Annotated in this window: 18 protein-coding genes; 12 read left to right on the top strand and 6 right to left on the bottom strand. The window is 68.8% G+C overall.

The window, feature by feature from the left end; genetic code table 11:
• Positions 1-1,311: Rieske 2Fe-2S domain-containing protein (locus ACFRKB_RS33750; protein WP_383110427.1), on the bottom strand; the 1,311-nt coding region annotated here is incomplete at its 3' end.
• A 113-nt stretch (positions 1,312-1,424) separates the two neighbouring features.
• Here ACFRKB_RS33750 and ACFRKB_RS33745 point away from each other — a divergent pair.
• Positions 1,425-2,240 carry an IclR family transcriptional regulator domain-containing protein gene (locus ACFRKB_RS33745; protein WP_383110426.1) on the top strand — a complete coding sequence of 272 codons (816 nt, stop codon included), beginning with the start codon at positions 1,425-1,427 and terminating at the stop codon, positions 2,238-2,240.
• Positions 2,241-2,309: 69 nt separating this feature from the next.
• Here the strand turns inward: ACFRKB_RS33745 and ACFRKB_RS33740 are convergent, their stop codons facing one another.
• Entirely contained in the window at positions 2,310-3,203 is an 894-nt protein-coding gene (locus ACFRKB_RS33740; RefSeq protein WP_383110425.1) for a PaaX family transcriptional regulator, read from the bottom strand.
• 185 nt (positions 3,204-3,388) lie between these two features.
• Here ACFRKB_RS33740 and ACFRKB_RS33735 point away from each other — a divergent pair, with 185 nt between their 5' ends.
• The 6 genes from ACFRKB_RS33735 (at position 3,389) to ACFRKB_RS33710 (ending at position 9,119) form a co-directional block, all read left to right on the top strand.
• Positions 3,389-4,291 (top strand): SDR family oxidoreductase, encoded by a 903-nt coding sequence (locus ACFRKB_RS33735; protein WP_383110424.1) that lies wholly within the window; start codon positions 3,389-3,391, stop codon positions 4,289-4,291.
• A gap of 13 nt (positions 4,292-4,304) precedes the next feature.
• A complete protein-coding gene (locus ACFRKB_RS33730) occupies positions 4,305-5,189 on the top strand; it encodes an amidohydrolase family protein (protein ID WP_383110423.1) in 885 nt (294 codons plus the stop codon).
• A gap of 49 nt (positions 5,190-5,238) precedes the next feature.
• Positions 5,239-6,753, top strand: coding sequence for an acyl-CoA synthetase (locus ACFRKB_RS33725; protein WP_383110422.1), 1,515 nt, complete (start codon positions 5,239-5,241; stop codon positions 6,751-6,753).
• A complete protein-coding gene (locus ACFRKB_RS33720) occupies positions 6,750-7,214 on the top strand; it encodes a MaoC family dehydratase (protein ID WP_383110421.1) in 465 nt (154 codons plus the stop codon). The genes ACFRKB_RS33725 and ACFRKB_RS33720 overlap by 4 nt, the downstream gene beginning before the upstream one ends.
• Positions 7,215-7,317: 103 nt before the next feature.
• Positions 7,318-8,475, top strand: a complete 1,158-nt coding sequence (locus ACFRKB_RS33715; RefSeq protein WP_383110420.1) for an acyl-CoA dehydrogenase family protein — start codon at positions 7,318-7,320, stop codon at positions 8,473-8,475.
• Between the two features lie 104 nt (positions 8,476-8,579).
• Positions 8,580-9,119 carry a GNAT family N-acetyltransferase gene (locus ACFRKB_RS33710; protein WP_383110462.1) on the top strand — a complete coding sequence of 180 codons (540 nt, stop codon included), beginning with the start codon at positions 8,580-8,582 and terminating at the stop codon, positions 9,117-9,119.
• An 89-nt stretch (positions 9,120-9,208) separates the two neighbouring features.
• Here ACFRKB_RS33710 and ACFRKB_RS33705 read toward each other — a convergent pair whose 3' ends face one another.
• A complete protein-coding gene (locus ACFRKB_RS33705; RefSeq protein ID WP_383110419.1) occupies positions 9,209-10,807 on the bottom strand; it encodes an alpha/beta hydrolase in 1,599 nt (532 codons plus the stop codon).
• 103 nt (positions 10,808-10,910) lie between these two features.
• Positions 10,911-11,729 (bottom strand): S1 family peptidase, encoded by an 819-nt coding sequence (locus tag ACFRKB_RS33700; protein ID WP_383110418.1) that lies wholly within the window; start codon positions 11,727-11,729, stop codon positions 10,911-10,913.
• Positions 11,730-12,167: 438 nt separating this feature from the next.
• On the opposite strand from ACFRKB_RS33700, the gene ACFRKB_RS33695 reads away from it, so the two are divergent.
• On the top strand, positions 12,168-13,652 hold the full coding sequence (locus ACFRKB_RS33695) for a multicopper oxidase family protein (RefSeq protein ID WP_383110417.1): 1,485 nt from the start codon (positions 12,168-12,170) through the stop codon (positions 13,650-13,652).
• A gap of 255 nt (positions 13,653-13,907) precedes the next feature.
• Here the strand turns inward: ACFRKB_RS33695 and ACFRKB_RS33690 are convergent, their stop codons facing one another.
• Positions 13,908-14,777 (bottom strand): alpha/beta fold hydrolase, encoded by an 870-nt coding sequence (locus tag ACFRKB_RS33690; protein ID WP_383110416.1) that lies wholly within the window; start codon positions 14,775-14,777, stop codon positions 13,908-13,910.
• A gap of 85 nt (positions 14,778-14,862) precedes the next feature.
• Positions 14,863-16,413, bottom strand: coding sequence for an AMP-binding protein (locus tag ACFRKB_RS33685; RefSeq protein ID WP_383110415.1), 1,551 nt, complete (start codon positions 16,411-16,413; stop codon positions 14,863-14,865).
• A gap of 145 nt (positions 16,414-16,558) precedes the next feature.
• Here ACFRKB_RS33685 and ACFRKB_RS33680 point away from each other — a divergent pair, with 145 nt between their 5' ends.
• From ACFRKB_RS33680 to ACFRKB_RS33665, 4 genes are all read left to right on the top strand, one after another.
• Positions 16,559-17,431 (top strand): PaaX family transcriptional regulator, encoded by an 873-nt coding sequence (locus tag ACFRKB_RS33680; protein ID WP_383110414.1) that lies wholly within the window; start codon positions 16,559-16,561, stop codon positions 17,429-17,431.
• A 156-nt stretch (positions 17,432-17,587) separates the two neighbouring features.
• Complete coding sequence (locus tag ACFRKB_RS33675; protein ID WP_383110413.1) at positions 17,588-19,609, top strand: oxidoreductase; 2,022 nt, start codon at positions 17,588-17,590, stop codon at positions 19,607-19,609.
• 33 nt (positions 19,610-19,642) lie between these two features.
• Positions 19,643-20,188: a PadR family transcriptional regulator gene (locus ACFRKB_RS33670; RefSeq protein WP_383110412.1), complete on the top strand. Its 546-nt coding sequence runs from the start codon at positions 19,643-19,645 to the stop codon at positions 20,186-20,188.
• A gap of 147 nt (positions 20,189-20,335) precedes the next feature.
• The gene (locus ACFRKB_RS33665; protein ID WP_383110411.1) at positions 20,336-21,628 is read left to right on the top strand and encodes a serine hydrolase domain-containing protein; all 1,293 of its coding nucleotides are present in this window, start codon (positions 20,336-20,338) and stop codon (positions 21,626-21,628) included.
• Positions 21,629-21,848 lie beyond the last annotated feature (220 nt).

The following is a 21,848-nucleotide window of genomic DNA, read 5'->3' as shown; positions in this document are numbered from 1 at the left end:
GGGGGGGGGGGCGGCGGCCGGCCCCGGGGGGGGGGGGGGGCGGGGGCGCCTGTGTCTCCGGCACCCGACCCACCCCCACCCGCGGCGGCCCCCGACCGGGGGGGGGGGCCCCCCCCCACGGCTCTCCACGTCCGCGGTGTCCTTCAGCAGGAGTTCGGGGCTCCTGCCCTCGGCGACGGCGTCGATGGCGGCGAGCAGCATCCGGCGGTAGGTCACGATGGACTTGTCCGAGCGGCTCAGGTGCTCACGGGTGCGGTCGTGAATGTGGCCCTGGCCCTCGACGGCCATCTGGTCGTGCACATTGATGTCGTGGCCCAGTCCGGTGTAGGTGGTGGTCCGCTGCTCCTCGGGGTCGAACAGGTACTGGTTGGACCGGTTCCGGACCGGTTTGTAGTCCGGCAGTGTGATGCCGTCCAGGCGCTGCTCGCGCATCTTCTCGCGGTCCACCGGTTCGTCGAGGCTGGTGAACATCGCGTACCAGTAGCAGGAGGTGTCGTCGACCGGAACGTGCCACTGGGTGATCGCCATGGTGGCGCTGAGCGGGATGGTGATGCCGTGCGGGAACACCTGGTGGGTGATGCGCACATGGGTGGCGTTGCCGTCGTGCCCCTCACCGTCGATACGGCGGAGCGCGACGATGCGCTGCCCGTATTCCGTGCGGGCGTTGATGATCTCCGGGCGGCCGTACTCCCGGAGGATCTTCGTCATGGGCAGATCGGTGCCGAGGGAGACATTGCGGAACTGCTTGCCATAGGCGTCGCCCGAGTCGTCGTCCTCCGCGAAACGGTGCAGGTAGGAGGCGTGGGCGGGGTCGATCCCGACTTCGAGCGCCTGCAGCCAGTTGCAGTCGAGGAAGCCCTTGAACGCGAAGGTGAACTCCTCGGGCGCCAGGAAGCAGTCGAGCGCCGGCAGGGCCGGCGGTTCGCCGGGACCGAGGTAGCCCCACACGATGCCGTTGCGTTCCCGCACCGGATACGTCGTGATCCGCACCCGGGAGGCCAGCTTGCTGCCCACCGGCTCCGCCGGAGTCTCCAGACAGGCGCCGACGGCGTCGAACAGCCAGCCGTGGAAGTAGCAGCGCAGTCCGCCGTCCTCCAGCCGGCCCAGCGACAAGTCCGCGCCCCGGTGCGGGCAGCGCCGCTCGACCAGGCCCAGGGAACCGTCTTCGTTGCGGAACAGGACCAGGTCCTCCCCGAGCAGCTTGACCGCGACGACCGGACGCGGCCCGGCCAGTTCCTCCGACAACGCGACGGGTTGCCAGTACAGCCGCATCCAGTCGCCGGCCCGGGTGCCCGGACCGGTCTCGGTCATCTTTTGATTCTCTTCTGCTAGCATCTGAACCCCTGGGATGTTCGATTGTCGCACAAAAGTTCATTTACGTGACGTGTGAGCCGGACACTACGACTGAAGGAGGGATTGACGCAATGGGTCGACTGGACGCCGCACATGCCGAGGCCCGGCAACAGCGGAAACTGGCAGGGGCGAACTCCGCGGACTTCTCCGAGGCCCTCGCACGAGGGCTCGCCGTCCTTTCGGCCTTCGGAGCGGAACGCCGGCGCCTCACGCAGGCGGACCTGGCGCGTGAGCTCGGCCTGCCCCGGGCCACCGTACGGCGCGCGGTGGTCACCTTGGAGCACCTCGGCTATCTGGAGGCCGACGGCCGGTCCTACGAGCTGAGCCCGCGCATCCTCCGCCTCTCCGAGGGGTACCTGCGGTCGAACGTCATCAGCACGATCGTGCAGCCGGCCTGTGACCGTATCTGCGATGAACTCACGGCATCCTGCTCCGTGGCCGTCCTCGACGGTCCGGACGCCGTCATGATCGCCCGCGCCGTGCCGCAGCGGCTGCTCCCCGTCGGCAGCGGGATCGGGTTCCGCGTACCGGCGCGGCGCTCCGCACTGGGCAAGGTGCTGCTCGCCCATCTCGACTCCTCCGATGAGGACCCCACCGGCCACGACAGCGCCACGGCGGCCGATGAGGCAGTCGATGCGGCAGTCGATACGGCAGTCGACGATGAAGTACTGAGGGAGATCCGGGACGTTGGCCACTGCTATGTAGTGAACGATGTGGAGGCGGGGTTCCACTCGATCGCCGTTCCGATCAAGCGGTGGGACGGCCGTGTCATCGCCGCGCTCAACGCCGGTTCGGCTCTGGAGCGGCTCTCGGCCGAGGAGATGTCCGGAAGAGTCCTGGAGACGCTCCGGCGGAACGCCGATGAACTCCAGGGCCAACTCCTTTAGGGTCCCATGAGATTTCCCGGCCTCACGCACCCCGTGCGCCCGGCGCCGGGGGCCCCGGCCGGGCTCGGCTCACTCCCGTAGCGGGATCGTCTCCAGCAACCGCTCCGCCGACGCCCGGGCCGCCTTGTCGACCCGGGCGTCGGCACGGCGGAAGGCGTCCTGCGCCGCGGCGGCGGGCCAGTCCTCCGGCAGATGCTGGACGGGAAGACGCGGGTCGGCTTCGACGATCTGAAGCCACTCCGTCTGCAGACGGAGTTTGAGGGCGAGCGCTTCGAGGTCGGATCCGGACGCCTCGGCACCCTGGCCCTCCGCGAAGACACGCCAGCGACGCAGGAAGGCCCGGTATCCAGTGGCCGGGGTGTCGAGATCCCAAGTGTTGTGGATCATGCGGGCGATATCGGTGACCGGGTCGGCGGTGGACCGGAAGACCGTGACATGGGGGCCCAGCTCGGGGTCCCCGGTGATGCGTGTGACATCCGCGTCCCCCGGCGCGATCCACAACCCGCCGATCAGCGGCCCGAATCCGGACCAGGTGAGTTGCGAGCGCAGGTCGTGGCGGCGGCCTTGGCTGCTTTCGGGCAGGGAGAAGGCGAGCAGCGTCCAGGTGCCGTCCCAGGTGTGATTGACCGCTCCCTGTTTGAGCAGCCGCCGCTCTCCGTCGCGCAGGACGGCCGTCGCGCGGTCGGTGAGGCCGAAGTACATCCTCCGCCCCGCGCGCCGGCGCCGCAGCAGACCGCGGTCGACCATCCGGCTCAGCGTTGAACGCGTGGCACGTTCACCCACGCCCGTGCGTTCCAAGACCTCGATGATGCTGCCGGAGTAGATGCAGACATCGCCGTCCAGCGCGAAGTTGCCGAGGAAGTTGAGCATGAGCGACTGAGGTCTCAGCGTCACCTCGGCCCCCGTGTCCGGTTCCGTCCCGCCGCGCGGGCCGCCATCCGCCGGCCCGTCGGTGTCTGCCATGCATGCCTCCTGATCACGTGACCCCCAAGTTTAATGTTACGCACTTTATTGACGCCCATCATGAAGATGCATAACCTCATTCGGGATGACACGGGGAGGCAAGCACTCTTCGGCACCCCGCAGCGGCTTGTGCGGCGTCGCCCGGCCAATGCCTCCCCCTCCCTTCCTCCTCCAGGAGACTCTCCATGAACCTTTCCGGCAGGGTCGCTGTCGTCACCGGCAGCGGACGCGGTCTCGGTTTCGCCTACGCCCGTTCGCTGGCCGCCGCGGGCGCCGCGGTGGTGGTGAACGACGTGGACGCCGGCGCCGCCGAGGCGGCCGTCGGACGGATCCGCGACGAAGGCGGCCGGGCCGTCGCCGAGGTGGTCGCCGTCGGCACCAGCGAGGCCGCGGACGCCCTGGTGAACCGGGCCGTGTCAGAGTTCGGCCGGCTCGATGTGATGGTCACCAACGCGGGCATCCTGCGTGACCGGGTGCTGTGGAAGATGTCCGAGGACGACTTCGACGCGGTCCAACACGTCCACCTGCGCGGCACCTTCACCTGCGGACGCGCCGCAGCGATCCGGATGCGCGAGCAGGGCGACGGCGGCCGCATCATCCTCACCGGGTCCCCGGCCGGCCAGCGCGGCAACTTCGGCCAGACCAACTACGCGGCCGCCAAGGCGGGCATCGCCGCGATGGCCCGCACCTGGGCCATGGAACTGGCCAAGGCGGGCATCACGGCCAACGCGGTGATCCCGACCGCGGCCACCGAGATGACCAAGACCATCCCGGCGTTCGCGCCGCATGTCGAAGCGTACGAGGCGAACGGCACCTCCTTCCCCGGTGAGCTGCGCAAGGGCGCGGCCTTCGGCACCGCCGAGGACTGTGCCGGCCTGGTCGTCTTCCTCGCCTCCGACGCGGCCAAGGACGTCACCGGCCAATGCGTCGGCATAGGCGGCGACAAGCTCTCCCTGTGGTCGCACCCGCGGGAGATCTCGGCCGCGTTCGCCGACGGAGGCTGGACGGCCGACGCGATCGCGGACGCATGGCCGACTTCGGTGGGCCAGCTGACCGAAACCTTCGGCATCCCCGCCCCGCGACTGTGAGGAGCACCGGCTGATGACCGGCATTGACATCGACACGATCACCGCGATCGACGTGCACACACACGCCGAGGTCTCCTCGCGCGGCCAGGACTCCCTGTCCGCGGACTTGATGCGGGCTTCCAGCGAGTACTTCAACGTCGACGCCGCCCATCGGACCCCGACCCTGCCCGAGATCGCCGCGTACTACCGCGAGCGGGCGATGGCGTGCGTCGTCTTCAGCGTGGACGCGGAGGCCGCGACCGGCGTCCCCGCCCTGCCCAACGAGGAGATCGCCGAAGCCGCCGCGGAGAACCCCGATGTCCTCATCCCCTTCGCGTCCATCGACCCGGCGAAGGGGCGGCCGGGAGTGCGGGAAGTGCGGCGCCTGGTCCGGGACTTCGGGGTGCGAGGCTTCAAGTTCCACCCGAGTCTCCAGGCGTTCTTCCCGAACGACCGTGCCGCGTACGGGCTGTACGAGGCGATCGAGGAGGCCGGGGCCGTAGCCGTCTTCCACACCGGGCAGACCGGCATCGGCGCGGGCGCACCGGGCGGTGGCGGCATCCGGCTGAAGTACTCCAACCCCCTTTACATCGACGACGTCGCGGCCGACTTCCCGGGCATGCCGATCATCATGGCCCATCCGTCCTTCCCGTGGCAGGACGAGGCCCTGTCCGTGGCCACGCACAAACCGCAGGTCTACATCGACCTGTCCGGCTGGTCCCCGAAGTACTTCCCACCGCAACTCGTCAAGTACGCCAACAGCCTGCTCCAGGACAAGGTGCTCTTCGGCACGGACTACCCCCTCCTGACCCCCGAGCGCTGGCTGAAGGACTTCGCCGCCCTTCCCCTCAAGGACGAGGTCCGGCCCAAGATCCTCAAGGAGAACGCGGCCCGGCTGTTCGGCTTCCTCGAAGACTGACCGCCCACCGCGGTTCCCGCTCCGCCCACGGACGCCAAGGAGCTCCCTCATGCGTGACCACGGCATCGGTTCCTGGACCCGACGACGAGCCCGCAAGAACCCCCACCGCGTCGCCGTCGTCCACCCGGAAGCCAGCTACACCTACGCACAGCTGCATGACCGCGTCACCCGCCTCGCCCATCACCTGCGTTGCCTCGGCATCCGCCGCGGTGACCGGGTGGCGTTCCTCGGCCCGAACCACCCCGCGTTCCTGGAGACCATGTTCGCGACGTTCCGCCTGGGCGCCGTGTTCGTCCCCCTCAACATCCGCCTCGCCGCGCCGGAACTGCGGCACTGCCTCGTCGATTCCGGCGCCTCGGCCCTCGTTCACACGCCCGCCTTCGGGGCGGTCGCACACGACTGCGGGGGCGCAGGACGGCTCATCGCCGTCGACGCGACCTACGAGGCAGCGCTGGCGCAGGCCGAGGACACCGAGATCGACGAGCACGTCGCCCCCGACGACATCGCGATGATCATGTACACCTCGGGGACGACGGGACGGGCGAAGGGCGCCGTCCTCACCCATGCCAACATCACCTGGAACTGCGTCAACGTCCTTGTCGACACGGACCTCGCCTCCGACGAGGTGAGCCTGCTGTCCGCGCCGCTGTTCCACACAGCGGCCCTCAACATGACCTGCCTGCCGCCATTCCTCAAAGGCGGCACCCTCATCCTGGAAGAGGCTTTCTCCCCTTCCCGCACCCTCCGTCTGGTCGAGGAGCACGGTGTCACGGTCATGTTCGGCGTTCCGGCCATGTTCCAGCGGATCGCTTCCGACGAACGGTTCGGCGTGGCCGACCTCACCTCTGTCCGGTTCCTGATCTGCGGGGGCGCCCCGGTGCCGCCCGCGCTCATCCACACCTACGAGCAGCGGGGGCTCCGCTTCCTCCAGGGGTACGGCATGACCGAGTCCTCCCCCGGTGTGTGTCTGCTGGACGCGGACAACGCCTCGGCCAAGCCAGGCAGCGCGGGCCTGCCGAAGTTCTTCAACGACGTGCGTCTCGTGACCCCCTCCGGAGCGGAGTCGGAAACCGGCGAACGGGGCGAGCTGCTGGTCGAAGGCCCGACCGTTGTCTCCGGCTACTGGGGCCTGCCCGACGCCACCGCGGCGTCCTTCTCGGACGGCTGGTTCCACTCCGGCGATGTCGCTGTCCGCGATGACGACGGCTACCTCACCATCGTCGACCGTCTCAAAGACATGATCATCTCGGGTGGGGAGAACATCTACCCGACCGAGGTGGAGAACCTGCTGTTCGAACACCCGGCGGTCGAGGACTGCGCCGTGATCGGCGTGCCCGACCGGACGTGGGGCGAGGTCGCCCGTGCCGTCGTCGTCCGGGTACCGGGGGCCGAGGCTACGGCCGAGGACATCCTCGCCTTCCTCACCGGGCGGCTCGCCGGCTACAAGATCCCCAAAACGGTCGTCTTCACCGACGAACTGCCGCGTAGCGGCGCCGGGAAGCTGCTCAAGCCGCGCATCCGCGCGATCCATGGAACTCCCACCGCTTCTGGAGCCTCATCATGAATGCCCTTCGCACCGTTGCCTCATTCGACGCGATCAAAGCGCTCGCGGGAGCCGACCTCGGCCGCACCGACTGGCTGGAGATCACCCAGGAGCGGGTGAACACCTTCGCCGACGCCACCGACGACCACCAGTGGATCCACGTCGAGCCCGAGCGGGCGGCGCGGGGGCCCTTCGGCGGACCGATCGCCCACGGTTACCTCACGCTCTCCCTGATCATTCCGCTCTTCGGCGATCTGCTCGCGATCAACGGAATCTCGGTGAGCGTCAACTACGGCCTGGACAAGGTCCGTTTCCCCAGCCCGGTCAAGGTCGGCGCGAGGATCCGGCTGCACGGTGTCGTCGGCTCCGTCGAGGAGGTCAAGGGCAACGGCGTCGAGATGCGGCTGTCCTTCACGGTCGAGGTGGAGGGCTCGAAGAAGCCGGCCTGTGTCGCCTCCGCGATCTACCGCTACTACGCGTAGCGGCGGTCCCGTTCCCGTCACCACCCGCGGATGCCCCCGCTCCACCTCAGTCCACCTCAGTCCACCTCGCCCCACCCCGCCCCACCACGAGAGGCGATGCGCTATGCAGTCCTCACTGTTCACCGAGGACCATGAGCACTTCCGGTCCATGGTCGAAGAGTTCGTCCGACACGAGATCTCCCCGTATGTGGAGGAGTGGGAGCAGGCGGGCCGTATAGATCCGAAGTTGCACTCCAGGGCGGGCGAGCTGGGCCTCCTCGGGCTCTTGGTACCCGAGGAGTACGGCGGCGGTGGCGCCCACGACTACCGGTTCCGCTGTGTGCTCATGGATGAGCTCGCACGGGCGGGCGCGGCCGCGGTGAACGCCGCGCTCGGGGGTTTCGACGACCTTGTCGGACCGTATCTCGTCGATCTCGCCACCGGCGAGCAGAAGGAGCGGTTGCTGCCCCGGCTGTGCTCGGGCGAGCTGCGCAGCGCGATCGCCATGACCGAGCCGGACGCCGGAAGCGACCTGCGCGGCATCCGCACCACCGCGGTGCGCGACGGCAGCCACTGGGTCCTCAACGGCAGCAAGACCTTCATCACGAGCGGGGGCCAGGCCGATGTGGTGGTGACCTTCGCCCGTACCGGCGAGCGGGAGTTCAGCCTGTTCCTCGTGGAGAACGGAACCCCGGGGTTCGTGCGGGGCCGCCGCCTGGCCAAGCTGGGGCAGCGAGGTGAGGACGTGTCCGAGATGTTCTTCGACGACGTACGTCTTCCCGCGGAGAACCTCCTGGGCACCGAGGGAGCCGGATTGCGGCACCTGATGGAGCGGCTGCCGAGGGAGCGTATGTCCATCGCGTACTACGGCCTGGCCGCGGCCGAGGCCGCCCTCTCCTGGACACTCGCGTACACCAGGGAGCGCAGGGCCTTCGGCCAGCGCGTGGCCGACTTCCAGAACACCAGGTTCGCGCTCGCCGAGCTGTCGACGGAGATCGATGTGTCCCGCGCCTATCTGGACCGTTGTGTGCTCGCCCTCAACGCGGGGACGTTGACCGCCGTCGAGGCGGCCAAGGCGAAGTGGTGGGCCACCGAACTGCAGAACCGCACCATCGACCGCTGTCTGCAACTCCACGGTGGCTACGGCTATATGCGCGAGTATCCGATCGCCCGCGCCTACGCGGACGCTCGTGTCACCACCATCTACGGGGGCACCACGGAGATCATGAAAGAGATCGTGGGCCGGGACCTCGTGGGCGAGGACGTTCCCGCGCCCCGCTGATGGTGCCCACCGCCGGCGTCATTCCCGCCGGCGTCATTCCCACTGGCGTCGCTCTGAAGGAAAAGGGATTGCCCGGAGGCCACAGCTCACGTTGGCTGGGCGCCATGGCTGAACTGCGTACCGATCGCCTTACCCTCCGTCCATGGTGTGACTCCGACCTTGAACCATGGGCGGCGATGAATGCCGATCCTGAGGTTCGGGAGCACTTGGGCGACCCGCTCACCCGTGAACAGAGCGATGCCTCCGTCGCGCGGTTCCAGGCCGAGTTCGACCAGCGAGGCTACGGGTGGTGGGCGGTTGAGGTGCGGGCCACGGGTGAGTTCATCGGCTTCGCGGGCCTGGATCAGGTGGATGACGGCATGCCGTTCACAGGAGTGGAGATCGGCTGGCGGCTCGCCCGCGCGGCCTGGGGCCATGGCTACGCCACCGAGGCCGCCCTGGCAGTCCTGGCCTACGGCTTCGACGTTCTTGAGCTTCCCGAGATCCTTGCTGTGACAACGGCCACCAACCTCCGTTCACAGGCGGTGATGCGCCGGATCGGCATGACCCGGGACCCGGCCGACGACTTCGACGACCCCACCGCCCCCGAAGGGCCACTGCGTCCGAACGTGCTGTACCGCATCCCCCGTACGACGAGGATCTGACGTTTTCCGTGGCCCGCTCGGTGGGTGGGGCGGTAGGTCGCCGGCAGGCGGTGAGGCTTGCCCTTCTTCGCCCGGCGCCCGGCTGTGACTCAGAAGCGCTCCGGGAGCGGAAGCCCGGGAAGCACGTCCCGCTTCTGCTTCTTCTGTGCCTCCGCGTTCGAGTCAGCCGTCGCTTCGCAGGTCACATCCTTCGCCGGGAGTTTGCCGGTGAGCAGGTAGCCGGTGACCGTATCGTCCGTGCACGCGTTGCCGTTCAGGTAGACGCCATGGCCCTCGCCGCCGAGGACGGTGACCATCTTCGAGCCCTTCAGGGCGGCGTGCAGGGCCTGACCGCTGGGCAGCGGGGTCTGCGCGTCCCACTCGTTCTGGACGACCAGGGCGCCGACCTTGTTGTTCACCGTGGTCGCCGGTTCCACGGACGTGTCCCAGAACGCACAGGGTTTGATGCTGGACGTGAAGTCTCCGTAGAGCGGGTAGCGGCGCTTGTCCTCGATGGTGTCCTGCCGGTAGCGCTCGGGGTCGCGGGGCCATGCGGCCGAGTTGTCGCCGCACGCCACCGCCCAGAAGCTCGCCGTGCTGTTGTCCGATGCCGGCTCGGTCTTCCCGGATCCGGCGAACGCCGTGAGCTTCTTCGCGGAGGCGGGTTCACCGGCCGTGGCCTTCTTCAGCTCCAGGACCAGTTCGGTGGCCTCCGTCGGCCTGAACGCCATGAAGCGCATGTTCCGCCGGATGTCATCACCGGTGGTCGGCTGCCCGTCCACCTCGATGGCTTTCTCGTCGGCCCGCGCGACCAGGTCCCAGAAGGTCCGGTCGACCTCCTTCGGGGTGTCACCGAGGCCGTACGTCCCCGAACGCCCGGCGGCCCACTCGGTCCACCGGTCGAACGCCGGCTCGGCGCCCTCGGCCCACAGCTGGATCATCCCCCGCCAGACGCGCGCCGGATCGACCGCGCTGTCCAGCACGAACCGGTCGGCCCGGCCCGGGAAAAGCTGGGTGTAGACGGCGCCCAGGTAGGTCCCGTACGAGTTACCCAGGTAGGAGACCTTCTCCTCACCGAGGACCGCCCTGAGCAGATCCATGTCGCGCGCGGCGTTACGGGTCGTGAGGTGCGGAAGCGTATCGCCCGCCTTCTCCTTGCACTTGCCCGCGAAGTCGCGTGCCCAGGCGGCATCTTCGTCGAATGTCTCCTTCTTGTACGGCCGCAGCCAGTTCCGCTCCTCCGGCTCCAGATCGCAGGAAATCGGGGTGCTCCGCCCCACACCGCGCGGGTCGAAGCCGATGAGGTCGTACTTCTGCCGTGCGGACTCCGGAAGATACCTCTGCTTGTCCAGCGGTATGTCGAGCCCCGGACTTCCGGGGCCGCCGGGGCCGAGGAACAGGACTCCACGGCGCTTGTCCGGCGCGGTGCTTCTGATCCGGGATATGGCCAGGTCGATCCACTTGCCCCCGGGAACCCGGTAGTCCAGTGGAACCTTGATCGTGGCGCACTCGAACTCCGCAGGAGAGTCGGCTTCGCAGCGCTTCCACCGCGGCTCCTGCTCCACATACCGGTTCAGCGCGGCTTCGGCCGTGGCAACGGTCGACGGGGCGGCGGCCGGAGCGGCGGTGGCCGTCGAGGTGGCGAGCGCGGGAGCCAGTGTCGCCGTGACACTCACGGCCACCAGGGGCACGAGACGTCGTCTGCGCACGATATCGATCCTTCCATTCGCATGCTGTTGAAGCCGGTGACCGGGTCTTTGGCGGTTGCCGATCCACACCCGCCCGCCCTGGTCAAGGGCGCGCGGGTTCGGCTCAGAGCTTCGCCGCCGCCGCGGCGATCTCGGAGGCGTAGGTCGAGACCTCGGTGTAGACACCGGGGTAGCCGGGCTGTCCGCAGCCCTTGCCCCAGCTCACAATGCCGACCTGGAGGTAGGAGCCGGTGTTGTCCTTGCGGAACAGCGGACCGCCGGAGTCACCCTGGCAGGCGTCGATGCCGCCCTCCGGGTATCCGCCGCAGAGCATCGCGTCCGCCACGAAGTCCCACTCCGGGGCCGGGTAGGACGTGGCACAGTCGGCATCGGACACGAACGGGACGGTGGCCTCGCGGAGGTAGCGCTCGCTGACGGTGGTGCCACCCGCCGCGGTCGTCCCCCAACCGGCGACAGTGAACTCGCCCTTGTTGTATGTGTCGTCGGTGGCGAGCTTCAGGGTCGGGAGGTCGATGGGCCTGTCGAGCTTGACCAACGCCCAGTCACTCTCCTTGTTGATTCTGTCGAAGTCGGGGGCCACCTTGATCTTGGTGGACCTGGCCTTGAGGGCCTTGGGGCTCTCCAGGTCGACGACGCCGGCGGTGACCGTGATCTCGGTGTTGTCGCCGGATCCGTACATGTACAGACAGTGCCCTGCGGTCAGTACGACAGTCGGTGAGTACAGCGCGCCACCACAGGTCCCGTCCAGCCTTACGACGAACGGGAATTCGCCCTGGGTCGCGGGTGAACCGCCGACGATGGGCGGGGCGGGCGGCGGGGCGGCGGAGGCGGAGGCCGGCTGGAGGCTGAGGGCGGCGAGCACCACGGCACCGGCGGCTACGATCCTCTTGAACACACTCACAATGCGCAACAGTCTTCCCATCAGCTGGATTTCGAGGGATTTGACGGGCCGGCAGCGGGCTTGTGGCGGCGAGGGACACCGCTGCGTCGACCCGGACGTCATCACAGCACATCTGACCTTGCGTCAATGTATGCCGAAATCCATATGCGCACCGAAGGTCCTCGGGGATAGGGACGGTTTCACATGCCCCGGCCGATCTCGCACAGCGCCTGACGCAGCGCCACCGGTGGACGGCCGTGCGGCTCGACTTGGCGACCGCGGCCCCGCCGTGGTGGCGGCTCGGTGATGCGGACTGGCGCGGTCGCGCCAGCGCGGCCTCCGGCCCGTACCGGGCTACGATTCGATCAACCGATGCGTCGATTTGCCCACATGTGGCGGAGTTTCCAGTGGGTGCATCCCCGGCCCTGGATCGGTCGGGGTTGTGTCAGCCCCAGGGAACGAGGAAAGGGAGCAGTACCGGTGTCGATCCTTCGTCGCGATCTCCTCAAGCTGAGTGGTGCGTCCCTGTTAGGAGCGGCCGGCACCGGCGTCGCCGCCTGCGGCGCCGAGTCCTCCCGTGCGTCCATCGCCTCAGATCCCTCGGGGAAGGCGGACTACACACTGCGGATTGCGACCGGGCAGGTCGAGCTCGCACCGGACACGGTGATCTCCACCACCACGTACAACGGACAGTTCCCCGGGCCCCTGCTGCGGCTGACCGAAGGCCGTCCTGTCGTGGTCGACGTCCACAACGACACCGGTGCCCCCGAGCTACTGCATTGGCACGGCCAGCGGGTCCCCGCCGCCGTGGACGGGGCTTCCGAAGAGGGCACCCCGTTCATCCCCGCCCACGGGATGCGGCGTCTCGCGTTCACCCCCGGACCGTCCGGCTTCCGCTTCTACCACACCCATGTGGCAGCCCATGGTGACCTCGCCCGGAGCACGTACACCGGTCAGGCAGGTCCGGTCCACATCGAGACGAAGGCCAACCCCGGGGCGTATGACCAGGAGGTGTTCCTGGTGCTGAAGGAGTTCGAGCCCTCCCTGAGCCATGGAGGGGACATGGCCCAGAACTTCCTGGCCGGCTCCCCGGTGCCCGACCTGAAGCGTAGAGGTGAGAAGGCGATGGCCGACTCGCTCGCGCGGGGGATGCCGCATGGTTACGAGGTCGGCTACCGCGCGTTCAGCGTCAACGGCCGCAAGCTGGGCCACGGCGAGCCGGTCAGGGTCAAGACCGGGCAGCGCGTGCTGTTCCACGTCCTCAACGCCAGCGCCACCGAAATCCGCAGCCTGGCCCTGCCCGGCCACACCTTCAAAGTGGTCGCACTGGACGGCAACCCGGTCCCCCGCCCGGCCGACGTTCCCGTGCTGTGGATCGGCACCGCCGAACGAGTCTCGGCCCTGGTGGAGATGGACCATCCGGGTGTGTGGGTACTGGGGGACGTGTCCGACGACGACCGGAAGGCCGGCATGGGCACCGTGGTCGAGTACACCGGCCACACCGGCTCACCCCGATGGACGTCTCCCGCCGTCTTCACCTGGGACTACCGGGCCTTCGCCCGTTCCGGCTCCCCCACCACGCGGCCCGACCATGTCATCGACCTGCTGGTGGACAAACGCAACGCCGCCGACAACGGGTTCAACGTCTGGGCCCTCAACGGTGTCCCCTTCTCGATGGCGGCCAACAGGCCGGTGCTGGAAGTCGAGCACGGCAAGCGGTACCGGCTCAGGTTCCGCAACGCCAGCGACGACATCCACCCCATCCACCTGCACCGCCACACCTTCGAAGTCACGCACATCGCCGGCACCCCCACTCAGGGCCTGCACAAGGACGTCGTCATGCTCGGCGGCTACCAGCGCCTGGACTTCGACTTCACAGCCGACCAGCCCGGACTGTCCCTGTTCCACTGCCACCAGCAGCTCCACATGGACTACGGATTCATGATCCTGCTGCGCTGCACCTGAACGGTGCCTCGCCGCGGGGTACGATCAGCAGCGGGCGGCCACCGCGCCACGCGTCCCGCGACCGGGCCGCACTCGCCGGCATCCTCGCCCCGGTACCGGAACTGGAAGCCACTCACGGAATCCGTGAGTGGCTTCCAGCTCAAGCACCGCCCACCGCTGAGCCGGCACACTCGCGTGGCCGGCCTTTTCAGTGGTTGTGGCCGGCGGCTACCTCCGCCCGGGAGATCGCGGCGGCCCAGTGGTGCTCACCGCGACTCAACGGACAGCGTCGAGAACCTCGCGCAGCCTGCGCGCGAAGGCCTCCGGCTGCCCGGCATAGCCGAACTCGCCGTCGAGGAAGCCGCCGTGGTGGCTCGGGAACACCGTCACCCGCCGGCCCAGCAGTTCGGCTGTCGCCAACGAGGTGCGTCCGGTGAATGTGTCCCCGGTCTCCTCGCCCACCGCGATCACGACCCGTGTCGGCGCCGCGGCCAGATCGTCGGCGTCGGGCCGGTAGTCGCTGACCGCCCAGGACCGGTCGGAGAGCAGCGGATCGTCACGGGAACCGTCGTCCTCGACCGGCATCCCGAACGCGGCAGGATCCGGCGCGGGCCGGGCGAAGTAGTCGTCGGTGAACTCGCCCTGCCACGACGTCATCATGATGAAGGCCGCCATGCCGGCACCCCAGCCCTTCGCCTCGTACGCGTCCCGGACACCGGACCGGGCGCGCTCAGCGGCTCTGGCATCGGGGAGCAGCGGAATGAGCGGCGGCTCGTGCGCCACCAGGGTGGTCACCACATCGGGGTATGCCGCCACGAGAGCGAGCCCCGTCACCGCACCGCCGCTGCTCGCGAACATCTCGACCGGGCCCACGCCGAGCGCCTCGATGACGGCGCGCACATCGGCGGCCTGGGTTTCGGGCGTATGGTCGACCCGGCCGTCCTTGCGGGTGCTGCGGCCGAGGCCGCGCGGATCGTAGGTGATCACGGTGCGCTCGGGGAAGTGCGATGCCAGCGCACGGAAGCCGCCGGCGTCCATGGGCTGGCCGATCATGACCAGCGCTGGGCGTCCGTCGCTGGTCGGCAGCGCGCCATGGACGTCGTAGGCGAGATCGGCCTCGGGGGTCTTGAGTACGTGAGGAGTCATAACCGTGCAGACTCTTTCCCTGTCGAGAACTCATCGGTCCCTACGTCCCGATCGTGGTCCCCGGCGGACCTGTGGGGCGCTTGCCTCAGGCGTTGTTGAGCCTGCGGCGCAGGATCTTCCCAGCCGGTGACTTCGGGATCGCGTCGATGAACTCGATGGCCCTGACCCGTTTGTAGGGAGCGACGCGCTCGGCCACCCAGTCCAGCAGGTCCTGGGGGTCGATCGCTCGCTTGACCACGACGAACGCCTTCGGCGCCTCGCCGCCGGTCGGGTGCGGCATCCCGACGACGGCGGTGTCGGCGATGTCGGGGTGAGTGCGCAGTACGGCCTCCAGTTCAGCGGGCGCGATCTGGTAGCCCTTGTACTTGATCAGTTCTTTGAGCCGGTCGACGATGAAGAAGCGGCCGTGTTCGTCGATCCGGGCCATGTCGCCGGTGCGCAGCCAGCCGTCGGTGAAAGTCGCCGCGGTCGCTTCCGGGTTGGCCAGGTATCCGGCCATCACCTGTGGGCCGCGTATCCACAACTCGCCGGCTTCTCCGGGCGGTACGTCCTCGCCGCTGAGCGGGTCGACCAGCCGGGCTTCGGTGGCCGGCAGCAGTCGGCCGACGGAGCCGGGGGGCGTCTCCGCGAAGTCCTCGTCGTACGCGCAGTGCGTGGCGGGGCTGGCTTCGGTCATTCCGTAACCCTGGCGGATCAGGCATCCGACGCGCTCCTCGGCGGCGGCTGCCAGCTCCTGGTCCAGGGGGGCGGCTCCGGAGACGGCCGTGCGCATGGTGGACAGGTCGTACTCGTCGACTTCGGCCGCCCGGGCAAGGTCGAGGATCATCGGCGGGGCGAGGTGGCCCCGGGTGACGCCGTAGCTCTGGACGGCACCCAGGAAGGCACGGACCCCATAGCGCGGCAGGGTGACGACGGTCGCGCCGACGCACAGCGCGGCGTTGAGGAGGACGGTCAGGGCGTAGACGTGGAAGAACGGCAGTACGGCGCACAGCACGTCGTCCTCGTTCGTGCGCCAACTGAGCCTGAGCTGTTCGAGATTGGCTACTACGTTGCGGTGCGTCAGCATCACGCCCTTCGATGTGCCCGTGGTCCCGCTGGAGTACGGGAGGAAGGCGAGCGCCTCAGCGGGATCGCGGGTGAACGCCGTTGGTGTCGGCGGGGCGTCCGCCACGAGATCGTCCCAGGATCCGCGGTGGGGGTGGGAGCCGAGGACGAACACCTCATCCACTCCGGCCAGCTGAGCCGCCTCGATCCCCTTGCCGGCGAAGGCCTGCGCCACGATGAGCACGCGCGTCCGCGAGTCCTTGAGCTGCCTGACGATCTCTTCCGTCGTCAGCACCGGATTGAGCGGCGAGACCACCGCCCCGGCGCGGAGCACGGCGTGGAGCGCCACAGCGAACCTGGGCTGGTTGTGGCTCATGACCGCGACGACGTCACCCGGCAGCACGCCTGCCGCGGTGAGACCGGTCGCGCCGCGGTCCGCGCCCCGTACGAGTTCGCCGTAGGTGAGTTCTTCGCCGCTGGCCGCGTCGATGAGCGCCGTCTTGTCCTCGCGGGAGAACGCACCGGCGAGCACATGGTCAGAGAAGTGCGCACGCGGAACGCGAAGTCCGGAAATGTGACTGCGATAGATCACGTCGGCTCCTGAGAGAGAGGAGGATGCAAGGAAAGCTAGACACTTGCATCACGCGCGTCAACGAAATGTTAACTATTTGCCTTGAAGTCTTCCGTGGCACAGTGCATCCGAAGGGATCACTGCCGAGCGGCGGAAGGGTGCGTTCATGGCGGGCACGGGGGGCACGGGGGCCGACGCGAGGACAGGGCGTCGGCGGCGTCCGCAGCAGTTGCTGCTGGCACTGCTGGGCACCTTTGTCGTGGACCGACGGGACGAGCCGGTGGCGTCCCGGGTCTTCATCGACCTCCTGGGGGATCTCGGGGTCGGCGAGATGGCGACGCGCGCGACGCTGAGCCGCATGGTCGACAGGGAACTGCTGGAGAAGCGGAAGGAGGGACGGGTAGCGGTCTTCGGCCTGACCAGCAGCGCCGAGCGGATGCTCCGCGACGCGAGCGAGCGGGTCCGCTCACGGACGCCGTTCACACCCTCCGAGGACACCTGGACGCTGTTCACCTTCTCCCTGCCCGAGTCCCGCCGCGAGGTGCGCGATCAGCTGAGGGCTCGCCTGGTGTGGGCCGGCTTCGGCTGCCTGCGTGACGGACTGTGGATCGCACCGGGCCGCGCCGACCTCGAGCGAGTGGTGTCAGGGACCCCCTTGGCCGAGGCCGTGGCGGAGTCGGGCGGATTCGTCGCACAACCCCTTCCCACGACGCCCATGGCGGCCTTCGTGGAACGCGCCTGGGACCTGACGGCTCTGCGCGCCGAGCACGATCACTTCCAGCGGAGCTGGAGCACGGGCCGGACACCGGAAGGGAACGCGGCCACACAGCTCACCTCCCTGACCGCCGACTGGCTGCACCTGCTCCGCACCGACCCCGGGCTGCCGACCCGGTACCTGCCCGCGGACTGGCCTTCGGCGAAGTCCTCGGACACCTACTGGCACCTCTGGAACCGACTGGAGAAGGCCGCCTACACGGCATTCGACGAGCTGGTGGCCTCCGCGGCTCCCCCAGGCGGATCGCGGGCCTCACGCACCTGAGCTGACGGGCGAGCCGACGAGCGCGACCGGTTGCCTGCGGCGCGACGTGGCCGGTTCAACGAGCGAGGGACACCGGCCACATCTTGTGCAACAAGTTGCAAAAAAACCCACGGCCCTCTAGAACTGATGGCATCCAGCGATGAAGGAGCCATGCCGATGAACGAGTTCCCGCACCTGCTCAGCCCGCTCGATCTCGGATTCACCACGCTTCCCAACCGTGTGCTCATGGGCTCGATGCACCTCGGCCTGGAGGAGACCGAACGGGGCTTCGAGCGGATGGCCGCCTTCTACGCCGAGCGCGCCCGGGGCGGAGTCGGGCTCATCGTCACCGGCGGGATCTCGCCGGACGAACGAGGCGGGTCCCTGCTGGGCAGCGCGAAGCTCACGACCGAGGCCGAAGCCGAGCAGCACACACTCATCACCGAGGCGGTGCACAGGGAAGGCGGCCGGGTCGCGGTCCAGTTGCTGCACGTCGGCCGTTACGCCCACCATGCCGAGCTGGTCGCCCCGAGCGCGATCCGGGCCCCGATCAGCCCGTACACGCCGCGCGCGCTGACGGACGACGAGGTCGAGGAGACGATCGAAGGGTTCGTCCGGGCGGCCGGACTCGCCAAGGCGGCCGGCTACGACGGCGTCGAGATCATGGGCTCCGAGGGCTATTTGATCAACGAGTTCATCGCCGCCGCGACCAACCACCGCACCGACCGCTGGGGCGGCGCCTACGAGAACCGGATGCGCTTCCCGGTGGAAATCGTCCGCAGGGTGCGCGAACGGGTCGGACCCGAGTTCATCCTCGTCTACCGACTGTCGATGCTCGACCTCGTGCCCGGTGGCAGCACCCTGGACGAGGTCGTGCTGCTCGCGCAGGCGGTGGAGGCCGCCGGCGCCACGATCATCAACACCGGGATCGGCTGGCACGAGGCCCGCGTTCCCACCATCGCCACCCTGGTACCCCGCGCCGCCTTCTCCTGGGTCACCAGGGAACTCATGGGCGCGGTCTCCGTCCCACTGGTGACGAGCAACCGCATCAACACCCCCGAAGTCGCGGAGCGGCTTCTCGCCGACGGCTGCGCGGACATGATCTCGATGGCCCGGCCGTTCCTCGCGGACCCGTACTTCCTCACCAAGGCGCGCTCAGGACACACCGACTCCATCAACACCTGCATCGCCTGCAACCAGGCATGCATCGATCACACACTCAGCAGGAAGGTCACCTCCTGCCTGGTCAATCCGCGGGCCTGCCATGAGACGGAACTGGTACTCGCCCCCACCCGCCACCGCAAGAGACTGGCGGTGATCGGGGCCGGGCCCGCCGGGCTGGCACTGTCGGTGTCCGCCGCCGAACGCGGCCACGACGTCACGCTGTTCGAGGCCGGTGATGACATCGGCGGCCAGCTCAACCTCGCCAGGCGGGTGCCCGGCAAGGAGGAGTTCGACGAAACCCTTCGCTACTTTCGCGTTCAACTCGCCGCACGGGCGGTGGACGTCCGTCTGGGCACGCACGTCACCGCCGAGAGCCTCAAGACGGGCTCCTACGACGAGATCGTCATCGCGACGGGTGTGACACCCCGCGTTCCCGAGATACCCGGCGGCGACCGCCCGGAGGTCGTCAGCTACTGGGACGTGCTGCACGGACAGGCACCGGTGGGACAGCGCGTGGCGATCATCGGCGCAGGCGGCATCGGCTTCGACATCGCGGCATACCTCACTGATCCAGGAGACAGGGCGAGCCTCCGTCCGGACGTCTACTTCGAGCACTGGGGTGTCGACACCGCGTACCGCACCGGTGGGGGCCTGCGCCCCCCTCAGCGGTCAGCCGCGCGGCGAACGGTCCACCTCCTCCAGCGCAAGACCGGCAAAGTCGGCGCCGGCCTCGGCACCACCACCGGATGGATCCACCGAGCCGAGCTGAGGCACCGCGGCGTCACCGTGATCGCGGGAGTCACCTACCGGCGCATCGACGATGAAGGACTGCACATCACCGTCGACGAGGACGAGCGCGTCATCCCCGTCGACACCGTGGTGCTGTGCGCGGGCCAGAACGCGAACCGGGCCCTGTACGAGGAACTGCTCGACGCGGGATTTCCGGTGCATGTCATCGGAGGTGCGGACGTGGCCGCCGAACTCGACGCCAAGCGGGCGATCCGCCAGGGAACGGAACTGGCGGCGGCGCTGTGAGCACCCCTCGCCGGGCGCTTCTAGGATTCCGCCATGTCCCTGAAACACGCGATCCTCTCCGCCCTGCTGGAACGCCCCTCCTCCGGGCTGGAACTGGCCCGGAGGTTCGACCGGTCCATCGGCTTCTTCTGGACGGCGACTCACCAGCAGATCTACCGTGAGCTGGCGCGCCTGGAGGACAACGGCCTGATCCGCGCCATACCGGCGGAACGCCCTGCCCAGGGGCAACGCAAGGAGTACGAGGTGCTGTCCGGAGGGCGTGCGGAACTGACCGCATGGGTGGCCCTCACCGATGACCCCAGACCCGCCCGCGAACCGCTGCTGCTCCGCCTCCGCGCCGCCGCCGTCCTCGGGTCGGGCTCCGGGGACACTCTGGTCGCCGAACTGGAACGCCATCTCGAACTCCACCGACAACAGCTGTCGGAGTACGAGGACATCGAGGAGCGCGACTTCCCTGAGCCGATGGACGCCGCCGCGGAACCCGACCGCCTGCGCCACCTCGTCCTCCAGGCCGGTATCGGCAGGGAGAGGTTCTGGATCGCGTGGCTGGATCAGGCCCTGGCCAGCCTGCGCGAGTAGGTCCCCACTCCCCGAAGGGGCCACGGAACAGCGGAACACGAGGTTCCGACGGTTCGGAAAACCACCTTCACACATGTTGTGCAACTAGTTGCATACATGGCACTGTGGCCGCACTCCTCTCCGCCCGGAGCGAAAGGTGCAGTCGCCATGTTGCATGAAGCCGATCCCGGCCGGCACTCCCGCGCCACTGCCGACCCCGACCGCCGCCGCTTCACCATCGGAGGCGCGGCCACGGCGGCGCTGGCTCTCGGGCCGTCCGCCTCGGCCCACACCGGCGCCGACAACGGCCGGCGTACATCGTCCACCTCGCCGGTCGAGGGCACCTGCGAGCCGGAGTTCGCGCGTGTCCGCAAGGCATTCGAAGAGAACTTCCGCCACCGCGGCGAGGTGGGCGCCGCCGTCTGCGTCTACCACGACGGGAAGAAGGTCGTCGACCTCTGGGGCGGGGTGGCCGACCCCGCGACGAAGCGCGCCTGGTACCGCGACACGATCGTGGGCATGATGTCGGTCGGCAAGAGCATGGCCGCTCTCTGCGTCCTCATGCTCGCCCACCGGGGCAAGGTGGACCTCGACAAGCCCGTGGCGGCCTACTGGCCCGAGTTCGCCCAGGCCGGCAAGGCGGAGATCACGGTGCGGACGCTGATGCAGAGCAAGGCGGGTCTGCTCTACGCGGACGCGGCACCCGACGGCTCCGGCTACGACTGGAAGACCATGATCCACGCCTTCGAGGTCCAGGCACCCGAGTGGAAGCCCGGCACCAAAGGCGGCTATCACTCGATGAGCATGGGCTTCCTGCTGGGCGAACTGATCCGCCGCGTGGACGGACGCCACCTCGACCGCTTCTTCGACGACGAGGTCGCCGGCCCTCTCGGGGTCGACTACCGCTATGGCCTCCGGCGAGCGGACTTCCAGCGGACGGCGAAGATCATACCGAACCGCGACAACGCGTCCCTCGGACAGATCATGACACCCGGTACGAAGATGTACCGTGCCTGGCGCGTCCGCCCCTACGCCAAGGACCCGAACAACGATCCGGACTACCTCATGGCCCGGTTCCCCTCGTCCAACGGACAGGGCAACGCCCGCTCGGTCGCCCGCGTCTACGCCGTGCTCGCCAATGCGGGCGAACTGGACGGTGTGAAGCTGGTCTCCCGCGACTTGGTCGAGCAGGCCAGGACCGTGAGCTGGGAGGGCATCTGTCAGATGACGGACCGTTACACGCGGTACGGCTGCGGCTTCTTGCTCCCCGAGAAGACGATGATGCCCTGGCCCGGAAAGCATGCCTTCGGACACCCAGGGCTCGGAGGTGCCCTCGGCGTCGCCGACCCGGAGTCCGGCCTCGCCTTCAGCTACAGCCCCAACTACCTCGCCGCCGGCGCGGGCGTGGGCGAGCGCTGTACTGCCCTGATCCAGGCCCTCTGGAAGACCAAGAGGCGCTAGCGACCCAGTCGCGCGATGACGGTACGCACCCCTGACCCGGTGGGAGGGCTGGGCCAGTGTCTCCCCGCCCCCGGGGACACCGGCCCCGCCCGGCCGCGGGGGGGTTGTGCGGCGCGCCCCCGGGGCCGGGGTTGGGGGGGGGGGGGGGGGGTTTTGGGGGGGGTGGGGGGGGGGGGGGGGCGGGGGGGGGGGGGGGGGGGGCATGGCGGCAGTCATATTT

The organism is Streptomyces scopuliridis, from assembly GCF_042790125.1.
GTDB classification, from domain to species: Bacteria; Actinomycetota; Actinomycetes; order Streptomycetales; family Streptomycetaceae; genus Streptomyces; species Streptomyces scopuliridis_A.
This window is presented reverse-complemented; position numbering and strand designations above follow the sequence as displayed.

Excerpts from the sequence above, each read along its gene's own strand:
- ACFRKB_RS33745 (WP_383110426.1), top strand. The coding sequence starts at position 1,425 with ATGGGTCGACTGGACGCCGCACATGCCGAGGCCCGGCAACAGCGGAAA.
- ACFRKB_RS33740 (WP_383110425.1), bottom strand. The coding sequence starts at position 3,203 with ATGGCAGACACCGACGGGCCGGCGGATGGCGGCCCGCGCGGCGGGACG.
- ACFRKB_RS33735 (WP_383110424.1), top strand. The coding sequence starts at position 3,389 with ATGAACCTTTCCGGCAGGGTCGCTGTCGTCACCGGCAGCGGACGCGGT.
- ACFRKB_RS33730 (WP_383110423.1), top strand. The coding sequence starts at position 4,305 with ATGACCGGCATTGACATCGACACGATCACCGCGATCGACGTGCACACA.
- ACFRKB_RS33725 (WP_383110422.1), top strand. The coding sequence starts at position 5,239 with ATGCGTGACCACGGCATCGGTTCCTGGACCCGACGACGAGCCCGCAAG.
- ACFRKB_RS33720 (WP_383110421.1), top strand. The coding sequence starts at position 6,750 with ATGAATGCCCTTCGCACCGTTGCCTCATTCGACGCGATCAAAGCGCTC.
- ACFRKB_RS33715 (WP_383110420.1), top strand. The coding sequence starts at position 7,318 with ATGCAGTCCTCACTGTTCACCGAGGACCATGAGCACTTCCGGTCCATG.
- ACFRKB_RS33710 (WP_383110462.1), top strand. The coding sequence starts at position 8,580 with ATGGCTGAACTGCGTACCGATCGCCTTACCCTCCGTCCATGGTGTGAC.
- ACFRKB_RS33700 (WP_383110418.1), bottom strand. The coding sequence starts at position 11,729 with ATGGGAAGACTGTTGCGCATTGTGAGTGTGTTCAAGAGGATCGTAGCC.
- ACFRKB_RS33690 (WP_383110416.1), bottom strand. The coding sequence starts at position 14,777 with ATGACTCCTCACGTACTCAAGACCCCCGAGGCCGATCTCGCCTACGAC.
- ACFRKB_RS33680 (WP_383110414.1), top strand. The coding sequence starts at position 16,559 with ATGGCGGGCACGGGGGGCACGGGGGCCGACGCGAGGACAGGGCGTCGG.
- ACFRKB_RS33675 (WP_383110413.1), top strand. The coding sequence starts at position 17,588 with ATGAACGAGTTCCCGCACCTGCTCAGCCCGCTCGATCTCGGATTCACC.
- ACFRKB_RS33670 (WP_383110412.1), top strand. The coding sequence starts at position 19,643 with ATGTCCCTGAAACACGCGATCCTCTCCGCCCTGCTGGAACGCCCCTCC.
- ACFRKB_RS33665 (WP_383110411.1), top strand. The coding sequence starts at position 20,336 with ATGTTGCATGAAGCCGATCCCGGCCGGCACTCCCGCGCCACTGCCGAC.